General features: G+C 67.8%; 16 protein-coding genes and 1 tRNA gene. 14 read left to right on the top strand and 3 right to left on the bottom strand.

What is annotated here, in order from left to right; genetic code table 11:
* Positions 1 to 2: 2 nt before the first annotated feature.
* From AC30PD_RS08895 to AC30PD_RS08915, 5 genes are all read left to right on the top strand, one after another.
* Positions 3 to 431 (top strand): post-PEP-CTERM-1 domain-containing protein, encoded by a 429-nt coding sequence (locus tag AC30PD_RS08895; protein WP_489535294.1) that lies wholly within the window; start codon positions 3 to 5, stop codon positions 429 to 431.
* A gap of 7 nt (positions 432 to 438) precedes the next feature.
* Positions 439 to 2,076, top strand: a complete 1,638-nt coding sequence (locus AC30PD_RS08900) for a PA domain-containing protein (protein WP_489535295.1) — start codon at positions 439 to 441, stop codon at positions 2,074 to 2,076.
* A 71-nt stretch (positions 2,077 to 2,147) separates the two neighbouring features.
* Positions 2,148 to 2,221, top strand: a tRNA-Gly gene (locus tag AC30PD_RS08905).
* Between the two features lie 171 nt (positions 2,222 to 2,392).
* Complete coding sequence (locus AC30PD_RS08910; RefSeq protein ID WP_489535296.1) at positions 2,393 to 2,587, top strand: hypothetical protein; 195 nt, start codon at positions 2,393 to 2,395, stop codon at positions 2,585 to 2,587.
* 157 nt (positions 2,588 to 2,744) lie between these two features.
* Positions 2,745 to 3,632, top strand: a complete 888-nt coding sequence (locus AC30PD_RS08915; RefSeq protein WP_489535297.1) for a GGDEF domain-containing protein — start codon at positions 2,745 to 2,747, stop codon at positions 3,630 to 3,632.
* Between the two features lie 24 nt (positions 3,633 to 3,656).
* Here AC30PD_RS08915 and AC30PD_RS08920 read toward each other — a convergent pair whose 3' ends face one another.
* Positions 3,657 to 5,129 (bottom strand): NAD-dependent succinate-semialdehyde dehydrogenase, encoded by a 1,473-nt coding sequence (locus tag AC30PD_RS08920; RefSeq protein ID WP_489535298.1) that lies wholly within the window; start codon positions 5,127 to 5,129, stop codon positions 3,657 to 3,659.
* 181 nt (positions 5,130 to 5,310) lie between these two features.
* Here AC30PD_RS08920 and alaS point away from each other — a divergent pair, with 181 nt between their 5' ends.
* The 3 genes from alaS to AC30PD_RS08935 are packed head-to-tail and all read left to right on the top strand — an operon-like array spanning position 5,311 to position 9,352.
* Entirely contained in the window at positions 5,311 to 7,938 is a 2,628-nt protein-coding gene (gene alaS, locus AC30PD_RS08925) for an alanine--tRNA ligase (protein ID WP_489535299.1), read from the top strand.
* 24 nt (positions 7,939 to 7,962) lie between these two features.
* Positions 7,963 to 8,502 (top strand): GNAT family N-acetyltransferase, encoded by a 540-nt coding sequence (locus AC30PD_RS08930; protein WP_489535300.1) that lies wholly within the window; start codon positions 7,963 to 7,965, stop codon positions 8,500 to 8,502.
* Positions 8,495 to 9,352, top strand: coding sequence for a dienelactone hydrolase family protein (locus AC30PD_RS08935; protein ID WP_489535301.1), 858 nt, complete (start codon positions 8,495 to 8,497; stop codon positions 9,350 to 9,352). The genes AC30PD_RS08930 and AC30PD_RS08935 overlap by 8 nt, the downstream gene beginning before the upstream one ends.
* 11 nt (positions 9,353 to 9,363) lie before the next feature.
* Here AC30PD_RS08935 and egtD read toward each other — a convergent pair whose 3' ends face one another.
* The gene (gene egtD, locus AC30PD_RS08940) at positions 9,364 to 10,320 is read right to left on the bottom strand and encodes an L-histidine N(alpha)-methyltransferase (protein WP_489535302.1); all 957 of its coding nucleotides are present in this window, start codon (positions 10,318 to 10,320) and stop codon (positions 9,364 to 9,366) included.
* A gap of 97 nt (positions 10,321 to 10,417) precedes the next feature.
* Here egtD and AC30PD_RS08945 point away from each other — a divergent pair, with 97 nt between their 5' ends.
* From AC30PD_RS08945 to AC30PD_RS08970, 6 genes are all read left to right on the top strand, one after another.
* On the top strand, positions 10,418 to 10,978 hold the full coding sequence (locus tag AC30PD_RS08945; RefSeq protein WP_489535303.1) for a TlpA family protein disulfide reductase: 561 nt from the start codon (positions 10,418 to 10,420) through the stop codon (positions 10,976 to 10,978).
* Positions 10,979 to 11,041: 63 nt separating this feature from the next.
* Entirely contained in the window at positions 11,042 to 11,842 is an 801-nt protein-coding gene (gene lepB, locus AC30PD_RS08950) for a signal peptidase I (RefSeq protein ID WP_489535304.1), read from the top strand.
* The gene (gene coaBC, locus AC30PD_RS08955) at positions 11,839 to 13,077 is read left to right on the top strand and encodes a bifunctional phosphopantothenoylcysteine decarboxylase/phosphopantothenate--cysteine ligase CoaBC (protein ID WP_489535305.1); all 1,239 of its coding nucleotides are present in this window, start codon (positions 11,839 to 11,841) and stop codon (positions 13,075 to 13,077) included. Before lepB ends, coaBC begins: the two co-directional genes overlap by 4 nt.
* A 51-nt stretch (positions 13,078 to 13,128) precedes the next feature.
* The gene (gene dut, locus AC30PD_RS08960; RefSeq protein ID WP_489535306.1) at positions 13,129 to 13,578 is read left to right on the top strand and encodes a dUTP diphosphatase; all 450 of its coding nucleotides are present in this window, start codon (positions 13,129 to 13,131) and stop codon (positions 13,576 to 13,578) included.
* Positions 13,579 to 13,706: 128 nt separating this feature from the next.
* Positions 13,707 to 14,927 carry an efflux RND transporter periplasmic adaptor subunit gene (locus AC30PD_RS08965; RefSeq protein ID WP_489535307.1) on the top strand — a complete coding sequence of 407 codons (1,221 nt, stop codon included), beginning with the start codon at positions 13,707 to 13,709 and terminating at the stop codon, positions 14,925 to 14,927.
* Positions 14,924 to 18,025, top strand: a complete 3,102-nt coding sequence (locus AC30PD_RS08970; RefSeq protein WP_489535308.1) for an efflux RND transporter permease subunit — start codon at positions 14,924 to 14,926, stop codon at positions 18,023 to 18,025. Before AC30PD_RS08965 ends, AC30PD_RS08970 begins: the two co-directional genes overlap by 4 nt.
* On the opposite strand, the gene AC30PD_RS08975 is transcribed toward AC30PD_RS08970, so the two are convergent.
* Positions 18,017 to 18,538, bottom strand: coding sequence for an FKBP-type peptidyl-prolyl cis-trans isomerase (locus AC30PD_RS08975; protein WP_489535309.1), 522 nt, complete (start codon positions 18,536 to 18,538; stop codon positions 18,017 to 18,019). The genes AC30PD_RS08970 and AC30PD_RS08975 overlap by 9 nt on opposite strands.
* Positions 18,539 to 18,558: the final 20 nt, after the last annotated feature.

Raw genomic sequence — 18,558 nt, forward strand, 5'->3', positions numbered from 1 at the left:
AGATGAGATCCAGCATCACTTCGGCAACGCTAGCGTCACTGGCGTTGGCGGTGTCGGCGGGCGCGGCCAGCGCGGCCGACGCTCCCGTCTCCGACACCCAGGCACAGCCTGCCGCCGCGGCACAACCCGAGGCCAGGCGCGCCGTGCGCGACAAGGTCACCGGCCAGTTGCGGGCGCCGACAGCGGAAGAAGCGGAAGCCATGCGCGCGAGCCAGAGCGCCGCACGCAGCGCACGCGGTGCCGCCACGGGTGCCAAGAGCGCACCGATGCGCGTGGTGCAGCACGGCGGCGGCATGCGCAGTGCGGTGCTGGGGACGGAGTACCTCGTCACGCTGAAGGCGCAGCGCCAGCCCGACGGCTCCTTGGCCATCAGCCACAACCAGCCCGGGCTCGACCACCCGGTTTCGCGCGACGTGCGCCCGACGGAGTGAGCCGACCATGAACCACAAAAAGAACCTCATGGCCGCCGTGCTCGGCCTGGCTTGCGCGATGCCCGCTTTTGCGGCCAATCTTGTGCTGAACAACGTCGACGCAGCCGGTGTCGGTTTCAACGACCCGACGCCCGCCACCGCGGTGGGCGGCAACACCGGCAAGACCATCGGCGCACAACGCCTCGTGGCCTACCGCAAGGCGCTCGAGCTCTGGGGCAAGACGCTGCGCAGCAACGTGACCATCGTCGTCCAGGGCTCGTTCGCGCGCCTCGATTGCGACGCCGGCAGCGGTGTGCTGGCGCAGGCCGGAACGCTGCAGATCTTCTCTGACTTCCCTGGCGCGCCACTGGCCGGCCACTGGTACCACTCGTCGCTCGCGAACGCGCTGACCGGGCAAGACCTGACGCCGGGCCCGCTCGACCCGGGCCCGCTGGCCGAGCCGTTCAACGACGACATCGTCGCCAACTTCAATGGCGACGTGGGCAAGGCCGACTGCATCGCCGGGCCGGGCTGGTACTACGGCCTGGACAACAACGCGCCCACGGGTCAGATCGACTTCCTGGACACGTTCATGCACGAGGTGTCGCACGGCTTGGGCTTCTCCAACTTCGCCAGCGAAACCTCGGGCACCACGCCCGACGGCCTGCCCGACGTGTACATGGCCAACACGCTCGACCTGACCTTCAACGAGCGCTGGAACACCACCGCGTTCGGGCCCGACCTGCCGCTGTTCATCAACTTCTCGGCGCGCAACACCGGCAACCTGGTCTGGGCGGGTGACAAGGTGACGGCCAATGCACCGCTGGTGCTCGGGCCGTACCAGGGCATCCGGGTGACCGGCACCTTGAACCAGGAGCTGGTGTTCGGCACGGCATCGTTCGGTGCCGCGGCGACGGCAGCCAACTTCGGTGGCGAGATCGTGCTGGCCAATGGTGCGGACTTCGGCTGCACCGCGGTCACCGCGCCGGTGGCGGGCAAGATCGCCCTCATCGACCGGGGCGTATGCGGGTTTGCGGTCAAGGCCAAGAACGCGCAGAACGCAGGCGCCAAGGGCGTGATCATCGGCAACAACCAGGCCGGCGGTGCCATCGGCCTGGGCGGCACCGACGCCACGGTCACCATCCCGGCGATCAGCGTTTCTCAAGCCGACGGCACGGCGATCAAGGCGGCGCTTCCGGGCGTGTCGGTGGGGTTCTTCACCGACCCGGCGCGTCTCGCAGGTGCGAACTCCGGCTATGTGCGCCTGTACGCGCCGGCGACGATCGCTCCCGGGTCGTCGGTCTCGCACTTCGACACCGTGGCCACGCCCAACGTGCTGATGGAGCCCTTCATCAACGGTGACCTGCGCTCGGCACGCAACCTCGACCTCACGCCCTCGTTGATGCAAGACATCGGCTGGAAGCTCGAGCCCCTGAAGATCGGCTACTGCAACACGCACGTGCCGAACGCGCTCGACAACGGCGACCTGCTGCACGTGAAGGTCGAAGCCTGCGAAGCGGCCGCCGAAGGCAAGAAGGGCCGGCTCGACAAAGGCAAGTTCGTCGCCTGCGTCGCGAAGGACGCGCTGGCCGCTAAGAAGGCCGGCCTCATCGACACGCGGGAACTGGCCGCGGTGCTGGTCTGCTCGGTGCTCGGCAACCCCTGATCGGCTGTTCTGACCAGATGACGGCGGCGCCTTCGGGCGCCGCTTTTCATTCGCGTAAACTCCGCAGCGCTGCGGGTGTAGTTCAATGGTAGAACGGCAGCTTCCCAAGCTTCATACAGGGGTTCGATTCCCCTCACCCGCTCCAAGCGACGCGCGCTCTGCGCGGCCCTGTTCGATGCATGCCACGGCCATGCATCCCGCCTGCAGATTTTCAAGCCCATCGACCCCCTCACCCGAGTGATGGTGCGTGCCGGACGGCACGGCGACACTTCTTTCCGGCGCTTTGAGTGGTGTGCGCCGCGACGAGGAATGAGGCATGTCCCTGAACGAATTGAAGAACAACTACGCCCGCTTGCGCGACGAGATCAACTCCGTCGGCGGCGCCGGTGAGCGCAGCGAGGCCAAGCTCGCCCGCCTGATCTGCGAACTCGACCAGATCGACCAGGACCTCGCCACCTTCAAGCGCCTCGCGCGCGCCGCGCCCACACTGCGCGACGTGGTCGCCGCCTGACCGGGCTGCGCTGCAGTCGCTTGCGGGCGCCGCCCCGCTTCCGTCTTTCTCAGGGAATGGCCGCATGCTGTGCGGCCATGCGCGCGCTCACAATCCGCCACCCTGGCCCCAGCTTGCCCTTTCCATGCTTTCGACTCCGCTGAGCGTTCTGGCGCTCATGTCACTTTCCGACGCCTGCGTTCAGCGCCTCGAAGGCTCGGCCTTCGGCCCGTTCAAGGTGCAGGTGTGTACCGACGCGGCGCAGCTGCAGGCGGTGCTGGCGTCGCGTGCTTTCGATGCCTTGCTGTTCGATGCAGGCTTGGCCGCACATGTCGCCACCCTGACCGACGTGCCCATGCTGGCCCCGGCCACACTGGTGGTGGGCTCCGGGCTCGACAGTGGTGCTGTGCTCGCCTGGCTGCAGCGCGGCGCGCAAGACGTGCTCGAAGCGCCAGAACTCGACGCCGTTTCGCTCCCACAACGTGTGCGTGCCGCCATCGAGCGCAAGCGGGTCGAGCGCGACGCACGCAAGTCCTACGCGACCGATCTGGCCACCGGCCTGCCGCACCAGCAGCAGCTCATCGAACACATGAGCCACTTGCTCGCGCTGCGCGAGCGTGAACCATCGCCGATGGCCGTGCTGGTGCTTCGTGTCGAAGGCCTGGCGGCGACGCAGAACCGGCTCGGCCTGGAAGCCGCCCACGTCTTGCGCCGCAAGATCGCCGTGCGCCTGCGTGCGGGTGTGCGCGCGAGCGACGTGGTGGCCGCGCTCGGCGACGCTTCGTTCGCGGTGCTGCTCGGTTCGATCCTGGCGCCGGCCGATGCCGAGCGGGTCGGTGCCAAGCTCGTGAAGGCGTTGCTCGACCCGTTCACGGTCGCCGGCGAAACCCTCGCCGTGTCGGTCGCGCTGGGCATCGGGCAGTATCCGCAGGACGGCGCCCAACCCGACGCCTTGTTGCGCCGCGCGCTCGGCCTGGCCGCCTCGGCCATGGCGCAGGGTCGCGCCGGCTTCGCGAACGCGCCCGGCGATGCAACTCAGATCGCGCGCGCAGCCAACGACGATTGAAGCCGCCGCGCCCTTCTGCGCAGGCTACTTGAGAATGTCGCCGATGCAGAGGTACTTGATCTCGACGTAGTCGTCGATGCCGTGGTGCGAACCTTCGCGCCCGAGGCCCGACTGCTTCACGCCACCGAAAGGCACTTCGGCGGTCGAGATGATGCCGGTGTTGATGCCGACCATGCCCGATTCGAGCGCTTCGCCGACGCGGAAGATGCGGCCCACGTCGCGGCTGTAGAAGTACGCGGCCAGGCCGAACTCGGTGTCGTTGGCGAGCGCGATCGCTTCGGCTTCGGTCTTGAAACGGAACACCGGCGCCACCGGGCCGAAGGTCTCTTCGCGTGCGCAGAGCATGTCGGCGGTGGTGTCGGTCAACACCGTGGGCTCGAAGAATCGCGCGCCGAATTTCTTGCCACCGGTCACGAGCTTTGCGCCCTTGGCCAGCGCGTCGGCCACGTGGCTCTCGATCTTCGCCACCGCGTTGTCGTCGATCATCGGGCCCTGGTTGATGCCGGCCTCGAACCCGTTGCCGACCTTGATCGCCTTCACTTTCGCGGTCAGCTTCGCGACGAAGGCGTCGTAGACGCTGTCCTGCACGTACAAGCGGTTCGCGCACACGCAGGTCTGGCCGGCGTTGCGGTATTTGCTGGCGAGCGCACCGTCGGCGGCGCTGTCGAGGTCGGCGTCGTCGAACACGATGAAAGGCGCGTTGCCACCAAGTTCGAGCGACAGCTTCTTGATCGTCGGCGCGCACTGTTTCGCGAGAATGCGGCCGACTTCGGTCGAACCCGTGAACGAGAGGTGGCGCACCACGTCGCTCTCGCACAGCAGCTGGCCGATCTCGGCCGATTTCTTCGCGGTGATGACGTTCAGCACGCCTGGCGGCAGCCCGGCGCGCTGTCCGAGTTCGGCGATCGCGAGCGCCGACAGCGGCGTCTGGCCGGCAGGTTTGACGATCACCGGGCAGCCGGCGGCCAGCGCCGGGCCGACCTTGCGCGTGATCATCGCGATCGGGAAGTTCCACGGCGTGATGGCTGCGCACACGCCCATGGCCTGCTTGATGACGAGGTAGCGCTTGTTGTTGTCGGTGGTCGGAATCGTTTCGCCGTAGACACGCTTGCCTTCTTCGGCAAACCACTCGATGAAACTCGCGCCGTAGACGACCTCGCCCTTCGCTTCGGCGAGCGGCTTGCCTTGCTCGGCCGTCATGATGCGCGCCAGGTCGTCGGCGTGGGCGAGCATCAGGTTGAACCACTTCATCAGGATCGTGCCGCGCTCTTTCGCCGTCTTGCCACGCCAGGCCGGGAGCGCGCGGTTCGCGGCGTGGATCGCGGCTTGCGTCTCTGCGACGCCGAGGTCGGCCACGTCGACGAGCTTCAGCCCGGTGGCCGGGTCGGTCACATCGAAGCGCGCCTTGCCGGCGACCCATTCGCCGTTGATCAGGGCGTGGGTCTTGAGCAGGCCGGGGTCGGCGAGCGTGGCGAGGGGCGAGGTCTTCATGTCCATGGGGAAGCTCCGGAGAGATGGCGTGTTCGGCGCGGGTGCGAACGATCATAAAGCGCGCGGCTTCGGCGGGGGGCGCCGCGGGGCTGCGGCAGCACCCCCGACCTATAATCGAAAACCTCGATAAATCAAGCAGTTACGGGCCGCTCATGGCGGCCACGCGTCGCCGCCAGAAAGCCACGGAATGAAAGCCTCGGAAATCCGCCAGACCTTCCTGAAGTTCTTCGAGTCGAAGGGCCACACCATCGTCGCCTCGAGCCCGGTGGTGCCCGGCGACGACCCGACGCTGCTGTTCACGAACGCCGGTATGAACCAGTTCAAGGACGTGTTCCTCGGCTTCGACAAGCGCCCGTACAACCGCGCGACCACGTCGCAGAAGTGCATTCGCGCGGGCGGCAAGCACAACGACCTCGAGAACGTGGGCTACACCGCACGCCACCACACCTTCTTCGAGATGCTGGGCAATTTCAGCTTCGGCGACTACTTCAAGAAAGACGCCATCGCCTACGCGTGGGAACTGCTCACCGAGGTCTACAAGCTGCCGAAAGAAAAGCTCTGGGTCACGGTGTATGCCGAAGACGACGAGGCCTACGAGATCTGGAACAAGGGCATCGGCGTTCCGGTGGAGCGCATCGTGCGCATCGGCGACAACAAGGGCGCGCGCTACGCTTCCGACAACTTCTGGATGATGGGCGACACCGGCCCCTGCGGCCCGTGCACCGAGATCTTCTACGACCACGGCCCCGAGATCGCCGGCGGCCCGCCCGGCTCGCCGAACGAAGACGGCGACCGTTACATCGAGATCTGGAACAACGTGTTCATGCAGTTCAACCGCGACGAAGCGGGCGTGATGCACAAGTTGCCCAAGCCGAGCGTGGACACCGGCATGGGGCTGGAGCGCCTGGCGGCCGTGCTGCAGCACGTGCACAGCAACTACGAGATCGATACCTTCGTGAACTTGCTGGCCGCGTCGAAGAAGGCGGTCGACGCGAATGGCGCCGGTGATTGCGACAAGGACGCGCCTTCGCTGAAGGTGATTGCCGACCACATCCGCGCCTGCACCTTCACGGTCGTCGACGGTGTGATCCCCAACAACGCCGGCCGCGGCTACGTGCTGCGCCGCATCACGCGCCGCGCCATCCGCCACGGGTACAAGCTCGGCGCGCGCCAACCGTTCTTTCACACGCTCGTGGCCGCGCTCGTGGCCGAGATGGGCGACGCCTACCCCGAGCTGCGGCAGAACGAGAAGCGCGCGACCGAGGTGTTGAAGCAGGAAGAAGAAGGGTTCTTTCGCACCATTGCGAACGGCATGGAAATCCTCGAAGCCGCGCTGGCCGGTGGCGCCAGAACCATCGACGGCGAAACCGCCTTCAAGCTGCACGACACCTACGGCTTCCCGCTCGACCTCACGGCCGACGTGTGCCGCGAGCGCGGCGTGAGCGTGGACAGCGCCGGCTTCGACGCCGCGATGAACCGCCAGCGCGACCAGGCGCGTGCGGCCGGCAAGTTCAAGATGGCGGCCGGCCTCGAGTACAGCGGCGCCAACACCACGTTCCATGGCTACGACCAGCTCGTGCACGAAGGCGCGAAAGTCACTGCCATCTACATCGACGGCACGCCGGCGCACGGCGCGAAGGCCGGCGACGACGCCGTGATCGTGCTCGACCACACGCCGTTCTACGCCGAGTCGGGCGGGCAGGCCGGCGACACCGGCGAGCTGCGCAACGCCACGTCACGTTTGCTCGTCGAAGACACGGTTAAGGTGCAGGCGGCCGTCTCCGGCCACCACGGCCGTGTCGTCGAAGGCGAGATCAAGGTCGGCGACGTGCTCAACGCACGTGTCGACGCCGAGCGCCGCATCAAGACCGTGCGCAACCACTCGGCCACGCACCTGATGCACAAGGCCTTGCGCGAGGTGCTGGGCGAGCACGTGCAGCAGAAAGGCTCGCTCGTGAATGCCGAGCGCACCCGTTTCGACTTCGCGCACAACACGCCGATGACGATCGGCCAGATCGCGCAGGTCGAAGCGCTGGTCAACGCCGAGATCCTCGCCAACGCGGCCACGCAGGCCCGTGTGATGCCGATCGAAGCGGCGCAGAAATCGGGCGCGATGATGCTGTTCGGCGAGAAGTACGGCGACGAAGTCCGTGTGCTCGACATCGGCAGCAGCCGCGAGCTGTGCGGCGGCACGCACGTGCAGCGCACCGGCGACATCGGCCTCTTCAAGATCGTTGCCGAAAGCGGCGTGGCTGCCGGTGTGCGGCGCGTCGAGGCAGTGACCGGCGACAACGCGCTGGCCTACCTGCAGTCGCTCGAAGGCACGGTCGCGCAACTCGCCGGCACGCTCAAGGCCGCGCCCGCCGAAGTGCCAGCGCGCCTTACGCAAGTGCTCGACCAGGTGCGTTCGCTCGAAAAGGAACTGGCCGCGCTGAAAGGCAAGCTCGCATCGGCGCAGGGCGACGACCTGCTCTCCAAAGCGGTCGACCTGAACGGCCTGAAGGTGTTGGCGGCACAGCTCGAAGGCGCCGACGCGAAAACGCTTCGCGACACGCTCGACAAGCTGAAAGACAAGCTCAAGAGCGCGGTCATCGTGCTGGCCGCCGTGGAAGGTGGCAAGGTGCAGCTCGCGGCCGGCGTCACCAACGACCGCGTCGGCACGCTGAAGGCCGGCGAGCTCGTCAACTTCGTCGCGCAGCAGGTCGGCGGCAAGGGCGGCGGCAAGGCCGACATGGCGATGGCTGGCGGCACCGAGCCCGCCAAGGTGGGTGCGGCACTGGCCTCGGTGCAAGCCTGGGTGGCCGAGCGGGCCTGAACGGCGGCTGAGAATGGACGCGCCATGACTCTCACGATCCGTCGCGTCACCACGAAAGACGCGGCGGCGCTCGCGAAGCTGATGAGCGACCCGGCCGTCTACGGTGGCCTGCTGCAGGTGCCTTACCCGACCGAAGAGCGCTGGGCCGCGCAGCTCGCCGGCACCGGTGCCGCCGACAAGCCCGACCTGTCGCTCGTGGCCGAGCTGAACGGCGAGGTCGTCGCCTCGGCCGGGTTGTATGCAGCAGGCCCGGCCCTGCGGCGGCGCCACGTGATGGGCCTGGGCATCTCGGTCGCCCGCGCGGCGCAGGGGCAGGGCGTGGGCGCGGCCTTGATGACGGCTTTGTGCGACTACGCCGACCACTGGCTCAACACCTTGCGCATCGAACTCACCGTGTACACCGACAACGCTGTTGCGTTGCGGCTCTACCGCCGCTTCGGCTTCGAGATCGAAGGCACGTTCAAGGGTTACGCGATGCGCGACGGGCGTTACGTGGATGCCCACGCGATGGCGCGTTTCCACCCCGCACCCGCGTCGATCGACGCCGGCCCGCCGAGTGCCTGACTTGTTGCGCACCGCGCTGCTCGTGTTCGCAGCGGCGCTGCTGCCCGCGGCGCAGGCACAAGAACAAGTCGAATTCGACAGCCTCGACGTGGCCAGCGCCCGGCCGGTGCGCTTGCTCGGCCACTGGTTCGCAGCGCCTGTGGGCCCGACGCGCGCGCCCGCGCCCGCGCTCGTGCTGCTGCACGGTTGCGGCGGGCCTTACGCCCGCAGGGGCGGGCTCGACGAGCGCATGCGCCACTACGCCGCGCTGCTGAACGCGCAGGGCGCGCACGCGCTCGTGCTGGACTCGCTCACACCGCGGGGCGAGAAGGAGTTGTGCACCCAGAAGGTCGGCACCCGGCACGTGACGCAGGCCAACCGTCGCCTCGACGCGCTCGCCGCACTTGCCTGGCTGGCGAAGCGCCCTGAGGCCGACCCGCAGCGCCTCGGTTTGCTCGGTTGGTCGAACGGTGGCAGCACGGTGCTGGCGGCGATCAACACGCGCCACCCGGCAGTCGCCGCGGCCAGCGTGAAAGCGTCGTTCGCCGTGGCTTTCTACCCGGGCTGCGAGGCCGAACTCAAGCGCGGTTTCGCGTCGAGCACGCCGTTGCTGATGATGGTCGGCGAGGCCGACGACTGGACCGCTGCCGCACCCTGTCATGAACTGGCCAGCACCGCTGCCGGCCCGGTAAAAACCGAGATCGAAGGCTATGCCGGCGCGTACCACGGGTTCGATTCGAACGCGCCGGTTCGCTTGCGCAAGGACGTGCCCAATGGCGTGAAGCCGGGGCAGGGCGTGCACGTCGGGGGCGACCCGGCGGCGCGCGAAGCCTCACGTCGGCGCTTGCTGCAATTCCTGGCAGAGCACTGAAGCCAGACGCTTCACTCGGCGCCGGCCCAGAACACCGCGAACCAGCCGCGTTCGTCGGTCCAGTGCCTCGGCTTCGCGAAGCCGGCCTGCTGCAGCAGATCCGCGAAACCGTCGACCGTGTACTTGCAGGAGTTTTCGGTGTGGATGCGCTCGCCGGCGGCGAAGGAGCGTTCGCCACCTTGCCAGCGCACGGTGAGCGCTGTGCGCGCTTCCAGGTGCATCTCGACGCGCGACGCCGCGGCGTTGTACAGCCCCACATGGCGCCATTGCCGAGGGTCGAAGTCGGCGCCGATCAACGGGTTGAGGTGCCGCAGCAGGTTGAGATTGAAGGCAGCCGTGACACCGAGCGCGTCGTCGTATGCGGCGTGCAGAACGGCGTGCGGCTTGACCAGATCGACGCCGATCAACAGGCCACCGCCATCGGCCTGCGCCCGCACTCTGGCCAGGAAGGCCAGTGCTTCTTCCGGTGTGAAGTTGCCGATGCTCGAGCCCGGGTAGAAAAACACCGGCCGGTGCTCGACAAGCCCGGCCGGCAGTTCGAGCGACTCTGAAAAGTCCATCCCGAGGCCGACCACGTCGAGCGGCGGATGTTCACGCTGCACGCGCCGCAATGCGTCGTGAAGGAAGTCGACCGAGATGTCGATGGCCACGTACTGGCGCGGCTCCAGCAGCGGGAAGAGCCGCGTGGCCTTGGCGCAATTGCCGGCGCCCAGGTCGATCAGCGTGGCACCCGAACCCACGGCGCCGGCCATGGCCGCGCCGTGGGCCGCAAAGATCGCGGCCTCGGTGCGCGTCGGGTAGTACTCGGGCAATTCGGTGATCGCCTCGAACAGCGTCGAGCCCAGCCGGTCGTAGAAGAACTTCGGTGCGGCGCTGGCCGGCGAGCCGAGAAGCGCCGCCTTGGCGGCAGCGAGGTCGGCGCTGTCGTTGCCAGCGTGGCTTTGGATGAATCGGGGAGTTCGGTGCATGCGCTTTCGGCCCAGGTGGTCGGGCTTGCCCGACAGGTGGCAAGGGTGTCGTTCGAGTTCGCCCTAGCTTACGTCGGTATCGCTCAGAATGCAGGTCATGAAGACGCCACCAGGTTGCCAGACATCGCGCCGCCAAGTCCTCGGCCTGTCGCTGGCCGCCGCGGCGACCGCGGCGGTGCCCGGGCTGGCGCGCGCTGCCTACATGGTGCGGCCCTGGCCCGAGGGCAAGGCGGCGCCGCCGCTGGAGTTGGCCGACCTCGACGGCAAGGCCTGGGCCCTGCCTGCGCTGAAGGGCCGCCCGGTGATGCTGAACTTCTGGGCCAGCTGGTGCGAGCCCTGCCGCGCCGAAATGCCTTCGCTGGAACTCGTGGCCACCCGCCACGAGCGCGCGGGGCTGCTGGTGCTGGCGGTCAACTACAAAGAAGCGGCGCCGGTGATCAAGCGCTTTCTCGACCAGCGGCCGGTCTCGCTGCCGATCCTGCTCGACCGCGACGGGTCGGCCGCAGCGGCCTGGACCCCGCGTGTCTTCCCCACCACCGTGCTGATCGACCGCCACGGCACGCCGCGCCATTCGGTGCTGGGCGATCTCGACTGGATGGGCGCGGCGGCGCGCGAGCTGATCGAGCCCTTGCTGCTTGCCAAACCGCCCACGGCATGAGCCTGCAGTGCGCTCCGCGCCGCACCGATAATCCACGCTTCTTCTGAGGCGGAGCCCAGCCTGATGCAGATCGGTTTTTCCATCAACGAGATCCTCGCCCTGGCCACGCTGGCGACCGGCGCTTGCTGGGTGGCCTGGAAGCTCAAGACCCGTCGCCTCGGGCGCGTGCCCGAGAAGAAGCCGCTGTGGGTCAGCTTCGGCTCCGAGCTCTTCGTGGTCGTCGCGTTGATGTTCACCTGCCGCGTGGCGGTGGCCGATTGGCCCAGGGTGCCGACGGGCTCGATGGAACCGACGCTGCGTGTCGGCGACTACCTGCTCGTCAACCACCTGGCCTACGGGCCGCGCCTGCCCTTCACCAACACCGCGATCGAATTCGGCCAGCCGCAACGCGGCGATGTGGTCGTGTTCCGCTACCCGCTCGACGTCTCCGAGTTCTACGTGAAGCGCCTCGTCGGCGTGCCGGGCGACCGGGTCGAGTTTCACAACGGCGCGGTCACCGTCAACGGCGCACCGTTCGATGCGCAGGTGGTCAGCGAAGGTACCGGCGCGCAGGTCGCGCCCGAAGACCGCGGCCAGTGGTTGCTGCGTGAAACCGTGGCCGGCAACAGCCGCACGATCAAGGTCAACCCTTTCGTGCTGGGCCGCTTGCCCACCGACGGCATGGCCGACCATTGCCAGGCCCAGGGGCCGACCGAGTGGTCGTGCACGGTGCCGGCGGGGCAGTACCTGATGATGGGCGACAACCGCGACAACTCGGCAGACTCGCGCGTCTGGGGCTTTCTGCCGCACGCGCAGGTCTACGGCAAGGCGGTGCGGGTGCTGTTCAACCTCAGCGACCTGTCGCGCGCCTGGACGCCACTGTGAGCCGGCGCGCCCTGTCGAACGAGCTCGCCGGCAAGCACATCGTGCTCGGCCTTTCGGGCGGTGTGGCCTGCTACAAGGCCGCCGATTTCGTGCGCGAGATGGTCAAGGCCGGCGCCACGGTGCAGGTCGTGATGAGCGCAGCGGCGGAGCAGTTCATCACGCCGGTGACGATGCAGGCGCTCTCGAACCGCGTTGTGCACACGAGCCAGTGGGACGCGCGCGAGCCGAACAACATGGCGCACATCAACCTCACCCGCGAAGCCGACGCGGTGGTGGTGGCGCCGGCCAGCGCCGACTTCATCGCCAAACTGGCGCAGGGCCGCGCCGACGACCTGCTGAGCCTGATGTGTCTGGCGCGCCCGGTCGAACGCTGCCGGCTGCTGGTGGCACCGGCCATGAACCGGGAGATGTGGGCGCACCCAGCCACGCAGCGCAACGTGGCGCAGGCGAAGAGCGACGGCGCCTTCGTGCTCGGCCCGGGCAGCGGTGACCAGGCCTGCGGCGAGATCGGCGATGGCCGGATGCTCGAGCCGGCCGAACTGCTCGCCGATCTGGTGGCCTTCTTTCAACCCAAGCTGCTGGCCGGCACGAGGCTGCTGATCACCGCCGGTCCGACCTTCGAGCCGCTCGACCCGGTGCGCGGCATCACCAACCGTTCCAGCGGCAAGATGGGCTTCGCGATCGCTCGGGCGGCGGCCGAAGCGGGCGCCAAGGTGACGCTCGTGGCCGGCCCGGTGCACCTGGACACGCCGCGCGGTGTGCAACGCGTCGACGTGGGCACGGCGCAGGAAATGTTCGACGCCGTGCTTCGCGCGGCACCGGTGCACGACGTCTTCGTCGCGACCGCCGCGGTGGCCGACTGGCGCGCGGCGTCGGCGTCTGAGCAGAAGATCAAGAAAGCCCCTGGCAAGACCGTGCCGAGCTTCGAGCTGACCGAGAACCCCGATATCCTCGCGGCGGTCGCCCGCCTGCCCGACACGGCCGCGAGCCGCCGGCCCTACTGCGTCGGCTTCGCGGCTGAAAGCCACGACCTGATCAAGCACGCGCGCGAAAAGCTCGAACGCAAAGGCGTACCGCTGATCGTGGCCAACCTCGGGCCGGCCACGTTCGGGGCGGACGACAACGCGTTGACGCTGGTCGACTCCGCCGGCGTGCGTGAACTGCCGCGCGCCGACAAGCTCACGCTGGCGCGCCAGCTCGTGGCCGAGATCGCGTCGCGGCTGGCGGCCCGGTAGCCGCTCTTCCAACCGCCCCTGTACAGAGGGGCTCACCCGAGGTTTTTCGCGATGTCGGTGATCGATGTGAAAGTGCTCGACGCGCGCATGGCGTCGCAATTGCCCGCCTATGCCACGCCCGGCAGCGCCGGGCTCGACCTGCGAGCCTGCCTCGATGCGCCACTCGTGCTCGAGCCCGGCCAGACCAGACTCATCCCGACCGGCCTGTCGGTCCACATCGGCGACCCGGGCCTGGCGGCCGTGATCCTGCCGCGCTCGGGGCTGGGCCACAAACACGGAATCGTGCTCGGCAACCTGGTCGGCCTGATCGATTCCGACTACCAGGGCCCGCTGATGGTGAGTTGCTGGAACCGCGGCAACACCGACTTCACGGTGCAGCCGATGGAGCGCATCGCCCAACTGGTGATCCTGCCGGTGGTGCAGGCGACCTTTCGTGTCGTCACAGAGTTTGGGGCTTCCGACCGGGGCGAAAGCGGCTTCGGCTCGACCGGGCGGGCCTGAATCCCGGCGCGGGCTGAACTTGTCTGCGTGATTGCACTCGTTGAAAGGCGCGTTCGATCGCGCCAAAATTACATGCGGTAACTATTGCGCAGTCACAGATCGGGCGAGCTGGCCCACACGGGAATTTCATGAAGCATGTGTTGTTGGGGTCGGCGTGGGTCGTGGGCGCGGTCTTGTTCTCCAGCGGGTGCAGCCAGGAGCCGCCGGCCGGTGCCGCGGCGGCCGGCGCGGCGCCGGCTGCTTCGGGAGCTGCTTCGCGCCCCGGCGGGGGCATGGTGAGTGTCACCACGGTGCGCGCCGTGCAGCGTGACGTGGACGTCGTGCTCGAAGCCACCGGCACGGTCACGGCGCTCAACAGCGTCGACATCCGGCCGCAGGTGAGCAGCGTGATCACCAAGGTCCACATCCGCGAGGGGCAGTTCGTGAAGGCCGGCGAGTTGCTGTTCACGCTCGATGCCCGCACCGACGAGGTCAACCTCGCCAAGGCGCGCGCCCAGATGGCCAAGGACATGGCGGCGTTGGCCGACGCCCAGCGCCAGCTGCAACGCAGCCGCGACCTGCTGGCTCAGAACTTCATTTCACAAGGCGCCGTCGACACCAACCAGACCCTGGTCGAGGCGCAGCAGGCTGTGGTCGCGGCCGACCGGGCTGCCATCGAGGCGGCCCAGGTCGGGCTCTCGTACAACCGCATCACCGCACCCGCCGCGGGCCGCGCCGGTGCGATCAACGTGTTCGCCGGCAGCACCGTGCAGCCGGGTGGCGCCGCACTCGTGACGATCACCCAGCTCGACCCGATCGCGGTGAGCTTCAGCCTGCCGCAGCGCAACCTGGGCGCGGCGTTGCAGACCATGCGCGCCGGCGGCGGCAAGGTGATCGCGGTCTTGCCCGAAGGCCGCGGCTCGATCACCGGAAAGCTGCAGTTCGTCGACAACGTGGTCGACGCGAACTCGGGCACGGTGCGGGTCAAGGCGCAGTTCGGCAACAACGACGAAGCGCTGTGGCCGGGCTCCTTCGTCGGCGTGCGGCTGGCAGTGCAGACACTGAAAGACGCCGTGGTCGTGCCGCAGGCGGCCGTGATCCAGGGGCCGCGCGGCAGCGTTCTTTACACGGTCGATGCCGAGAACAAGGCGGTTTCCAAACCGGTCGAAGTCTTGTACGCGAGCGGGCCCGATGCGGTCGCCAGCGGCGTGCGCGCCGGCGAGCGCATCGTGCTCGACGGCCGGCAAAACGTGCGCCCTGGCGTCGGCGTGGTCGAGATGGCCGCCGAGCCGGGCGGCGGGCGCGCGCGCCGGGCCGGCAACGGCGCTTCCGCAGCGGCTTCACGCCCGGCTTCGGCGGGCGCACCATGAATCTTTCGGAACTGTTCATCCGCAGGCCGGTGCTCACCGTCCTGCTCAACGCGGCGATCGTCGTGGCGGGCGTCATCGCCTACAGCCGCATTCCGGTGGCGGCCTTGCCGAGCTACAACACGCCGGTGATCAACGTCTTCGCCGGCCTGCCCGGGGCCAGTCCGGAGACCATGGCGACTTCGGTGGCGCTGCCGCTCGAAAAGCAGTTCTCGACCATTCCGGGGCTGAACATCATCAGTTCCAGCAACACGCTGGGCAGCACCTCGCTCACGCTCGAGTTCGACCAGGGGCGTGACATCGACGCCGCCTCGGTCGACGTGCAGGCCGCGCTGCTGCGCGCGCAGCGCGCGCTGCCCCAAGACATGACCTCGCCGCCCTCGTACCGCAAGGTCAACCCGGCCGACGCACCGATCCTGTTCATGGCGCTGACCTCGCCTTCGCTCAGCCTGTCTGACCTGAACGACTACGCCGAGCACCTGATCTCGCCCAGCCTGTCGACGATCACCGGCGTGGCGCAGGTCAACATCTTCGGGCAGAAGCGTTATGCGGTGCGGGTGCGTGTCGACCCGCAGGCGCTGGCCGCGCGCAACATCGGCCTGGACGAACTGAGTGCCGCGCTGTCGGCGGCCAATGCCAACACCCCGGTCGGCACCCTCGAAGGCCCACAACAGACGCTGACGCTGCAGGCCAACCGGCAGCTGCGCAACGCCGCCGAGTTCGCCGACCTGATCGTCAGCAACCGCGGCGGCAACCCGGTGCGGCTGCGCGACGTGGCTTCGGTGGAAGACAGCTTCGAGACCGTCAAGACTTTCGCCAGCTTCAACGGCGAGCGCTCGATCTCGCTCGCGGTGCAACGCCAGCCCGACGCCAACACCGTGCAGGTGGTCGACGCGGTGCGCGCGGCGATGCCGGGCTTCCAGGCCCAGCTGCCGCAGTCGGTGAAGGTCTCGCTGGTGAACGACCGCTCGGTGTCTATCCGCGCGGCGCTGCACGACGTCACGCTCACGATGTTCGGCACCATCGTGCTCGTGGTCCTGGTGATCTTCCTGTTCCTGCGGCGCTTCGTCGCCACGGTGATCCCCACGCTGTCGCTGCCGGTGTCGCTGGTCGGTGCGATCTCGCTGCTCTGGGCCTTCGGCTACACGCTCGACAACATCTCGCTGCTCGGCCTCACGCTGGCGGTGGGCCTGGTGGTCGACGACGCGATCGTGATGCTCGAGAACATCATGCGGCACGTCGAAGAAGGCGTGCCGCCGTTCCAGGCGGCGCTGCGCGGTTCGCGCGAAGTGGGTTTCACCATCATCTCGATCTCGACATCGCTGATCGCGGTGTTCATCCCGATCTTCTTCATGCCGGGGGTGATCGGTCTGCTGTTCCACGAGTTCGCGGTGATCGTGTCATTGGCGATCGTGGCGTCGGCCTTCGTCTCGCTCACGCTGGTGCCGATGCTGGCGAGCCGCTTTCTCACCGACGACGCGCACAAGAAGCCGCCGGGTGCGCTGGTGCGTTCGTTCGAGCGCGGCTTCAACGCGCTGCTCGGCGCCTACACACGCACGCTCGACGTGGCGCTGGGCCGCCGCTGGGCGGTGATGGGTGTGGCCTTGCTGACCTTTCTCGCCACAGCCTACCTGTTCATCGAGATCCCGAAGGGCTTCTTCCCGGAAGAAGACATCGGCCAGATCAACGTCAGCACCGAAGCCTCTGAAGACACGTCGTTCCCCGCGATGGTTCAGCTGCAGACGCGGGTGGCCGACGTGTTCCGCGCCGACCCGAACGTGGCCACGGTGAACTCGTTCAATGGGGGTGGCGGCTCGCAGAACACCGGGCGCCTCTTCATCAACCTGAAGCCGCGTGCCGAGCGCAAGCCGATGAAGGAAGTGATCGAAGGCCTGCGCCGCAAGCTGCGCGAGGTGCCCGGCATCGCCGTGTTCATGCGGCCGACGCAGAACCTGCAGCTCGGCGGGCGCCAGAGCAAGGCGCAGTACCAGTACATCCTGCAGAGCGTGAAGGCCGACGAGCTGAGCGACTGGGCCGCCAAACTCCAGGAGCCGATGCGCGCCGACCCGATGTTCCGCGACGTGACGAGCGACTCGCAGCTGAAGGGCCTGCAGGCGTCGCTGAAGATCGACCGCGACCGCGCCAACACGCTCGGCGTGTCGATCAACGCGGTGCGCAGCGCCTTGTTCAGTGCTTTCGGCGAACGCCAGGTGTCGACCATCTACACGCCGGCCGACAGCTACCAGGTGATCATGGAAGTGGCGCCCGGCGCGAAGCAGGACGAAAGTGCCTTCAACAACATCTACGTGCGCTCGACCAACGGTTCGCTGGTGCCGCTGTCGAGTTTCACGACGGTCGAGCGCAGCGTCGGGCCGACGGCGATCAACCACGTCGGCCAGCTGCAGGCGGTGACCGTGTCGTTCAACCTGGCGCCCGGCGTGGCGCTGGGTGACGCCACCGCCAAGATCGAGAAGTACGGCCAGCAGATCAGGCTGCCCGCGTCGGTGATCACCGCCTACGGTGGCGACGCCGCAGTGTTCAAGAGCTCGCAGGGCAGCCAGGCGATCCTGATCATCGGCGCGCTGCTCGTGATCTACGTGTTGCTCGGTGTGCTGTACGAAAGTTATGTGCACCCGCTGACGATTCTGGCCGGGCTGCCGTCGGCGGCGGTCGGCGCCTTGCTGATGCTGAAGATCTTCAACCAGGACCTGACGCTGATCGCGACCATCGGCATCCTGCTCTTGATCGGCATCGTCAAGAAGAACGCGATCATGATGATCGACTTCGCGCTCGACGCGCAGCGCACACGCGGCATGGCGCCGGCCGAGGCGATCCGTGAAGCCTGCGTGTTGCGCTTCCGGCCGATCATGATGACGACGCTGGCTGCGCTGATGGGCGCGCTGCCGATCGCCATGGGCCTGGGCGCCGGCGCCGAGCTGCGGCAGCCGCTGGGCCTGGCGGTGGTCGGCGGGCTGGTCTTCTCGCAGGCGATCACGCTCTACATCACGCCGGTGATCTACCTCGCGCTCGACCGCTTCAGCGGCAAGGGCCCGGTGACCACGGCAGAAAACGCCGTGCTGGCCAGCGAAAAATCAATGTAGGTGGCTGCCGCCGGGCGCGGTGTTCATCACCGTGAACACCGGCTGGTCGACGCTGCTGGCTTCGATCTCGGACTCGGTGGCTTCGCGCACGTCGCGCACCACCAGGTCGAGGCGCAGTGCGATGCCGGCCAGCGGGTGGTTGCCGTCGAGCACCACATGGCTTTCGTAGATCTCGGTCACGGTGTAGGCCAGGTCGGGCGGCATGCCTTGCGTGGTGGCACCTTCGGGCACACCATCGAACTGCATGCCGACTTCGAGCTCGGGGGGGAACAGCGAACGCTCTTCGAAGAAAACGAGCGCGGAGTCGTAGTCACCGAAGGCCTGCTCGGGCTCGAGGTGCAGCGAAGCCTCGAAGCCGGTGGTCTGATCGATCAGGGATTCTTCGACGCGGGCGAGAAGGTCGTCGCCACCGACGAAGAATTCGACCGGGTCTTCGAGTTCGTCGATCGCGTTGCCTTGGGCATCTCGGAGCCGCCAGGTCAGGCTGACGACGCATGGAACAGTGATAAGCATCGCAAGATCATCGCACAATC

The organism is Rhizobacter sp., from assembly GCF_032229685.1.
Lineage (GTDB): Bacteria > Pseudomonadota > Gammaproteobacteria > Burkholderiales > Burkholderiaceae_C > LMDS01.

Excerpts from the sequence above, each read along its gene's own strand:
- AC30PD_RS08895 (WP_489535294.1), top strand. The coding sequence starts at position 3 with ATGAGATCCAGCATCACTTCGGCAACGCTAGCGTCACTGGCGTTGGCG.
- AC30PD_RS08900 (WP_489535295.1), top strand. The coding sequence starts at position 439 with ATGAACCACAAAAAGAACCTCATGGCCGCCGTGCTCGGCCTGGCTTGC.
- AC30PD_RS08910 (WP_489535296.1), top strand. The coding sequence starts at position 2,393 with ATGTCCCTGAACGAATTGAAGAACAACTACGCCCGCTTGCGCGACGAG.
- AC30PD_RS08915 (WP_489535297.1), top strand. The coding sequence starts at position 2,745 with ATGTCACTTTCCGACGCCTGCGTTCAGCGCCTCGAAGGCTCGGCCTTC.
- AC30PD_RS08920 (WP_489535298.1), bottom strand. The coding sequence starts at position 5,129 with ATGGACATGAAGACCTCGCCCCTCGCCACGCTCGCCGACCCCGGCCTG.
- alaS (WP_489535299.1), top strand. The coding sequence starts at position 5,311 with ATGAAAGCCTCGGAAATCCGCCAGACCTTCCTGAAGTTCTTCGAGTCG.
- AC30PD_RS08930 (WP_489535300.1), top strand. The coding sequence starts at position 7,963 with ATGACTCTCACGATCCGTCGCGTCACCACGAAAGACGCGGCGGCGCTC.
- egtD (WP_489535302.1), bottom strand. The coding sequence starts at position 10,320 with ATGCACCGAACTCCCCGATTCATCCAAAGCCACGCTGGCAACGACAGC.
- AC30PD_RS08945 (WP_489535303.1), top strand. The coding sequence starts at position 10,418 with ATGAAGACGCCACCAGGTTGCCAGACATCGCGCCGCCAAGTCCTCGGC.
- lepB (WP_489535304.1), top strand. The coding sequence starts at position 11,042 with ATGCAGATCGGTTTTTCCATCAACGAGATCCTCGCCCTGGCCACGCTG.
- dut (WP_489535306.1), top strand. The coding sequence starts at position 13,129 with ATGTCGGTGATCGATGTGAAAGTGCTCGACGCGCGCATGGCGTCGCAA.
- AC30PD_RS08965 (WP_489535307.1), top strand. The coding sequence starts at position 13,707 with ATGAAGCATGTGTTGTTGGGGTCGGCGTGGGTCGTGGGCGCGGTCTTG.
- AC30PD_RS08970 (WP_489535308.1), top strand. The coding sequence starts at position 14,924 with ATGAATCTTTCGGAACTGTTCATCCGCAGGCCGGTGCTCACCGTCCTG.
- AC30PD_RS08975 (WP_489535309.1), bottom strand. The coding sequence starts at position 18,538 with ATGCTTATCACTGTTCCATGCGTCGTCAGCCTGACCTGGCGGCTCCGA.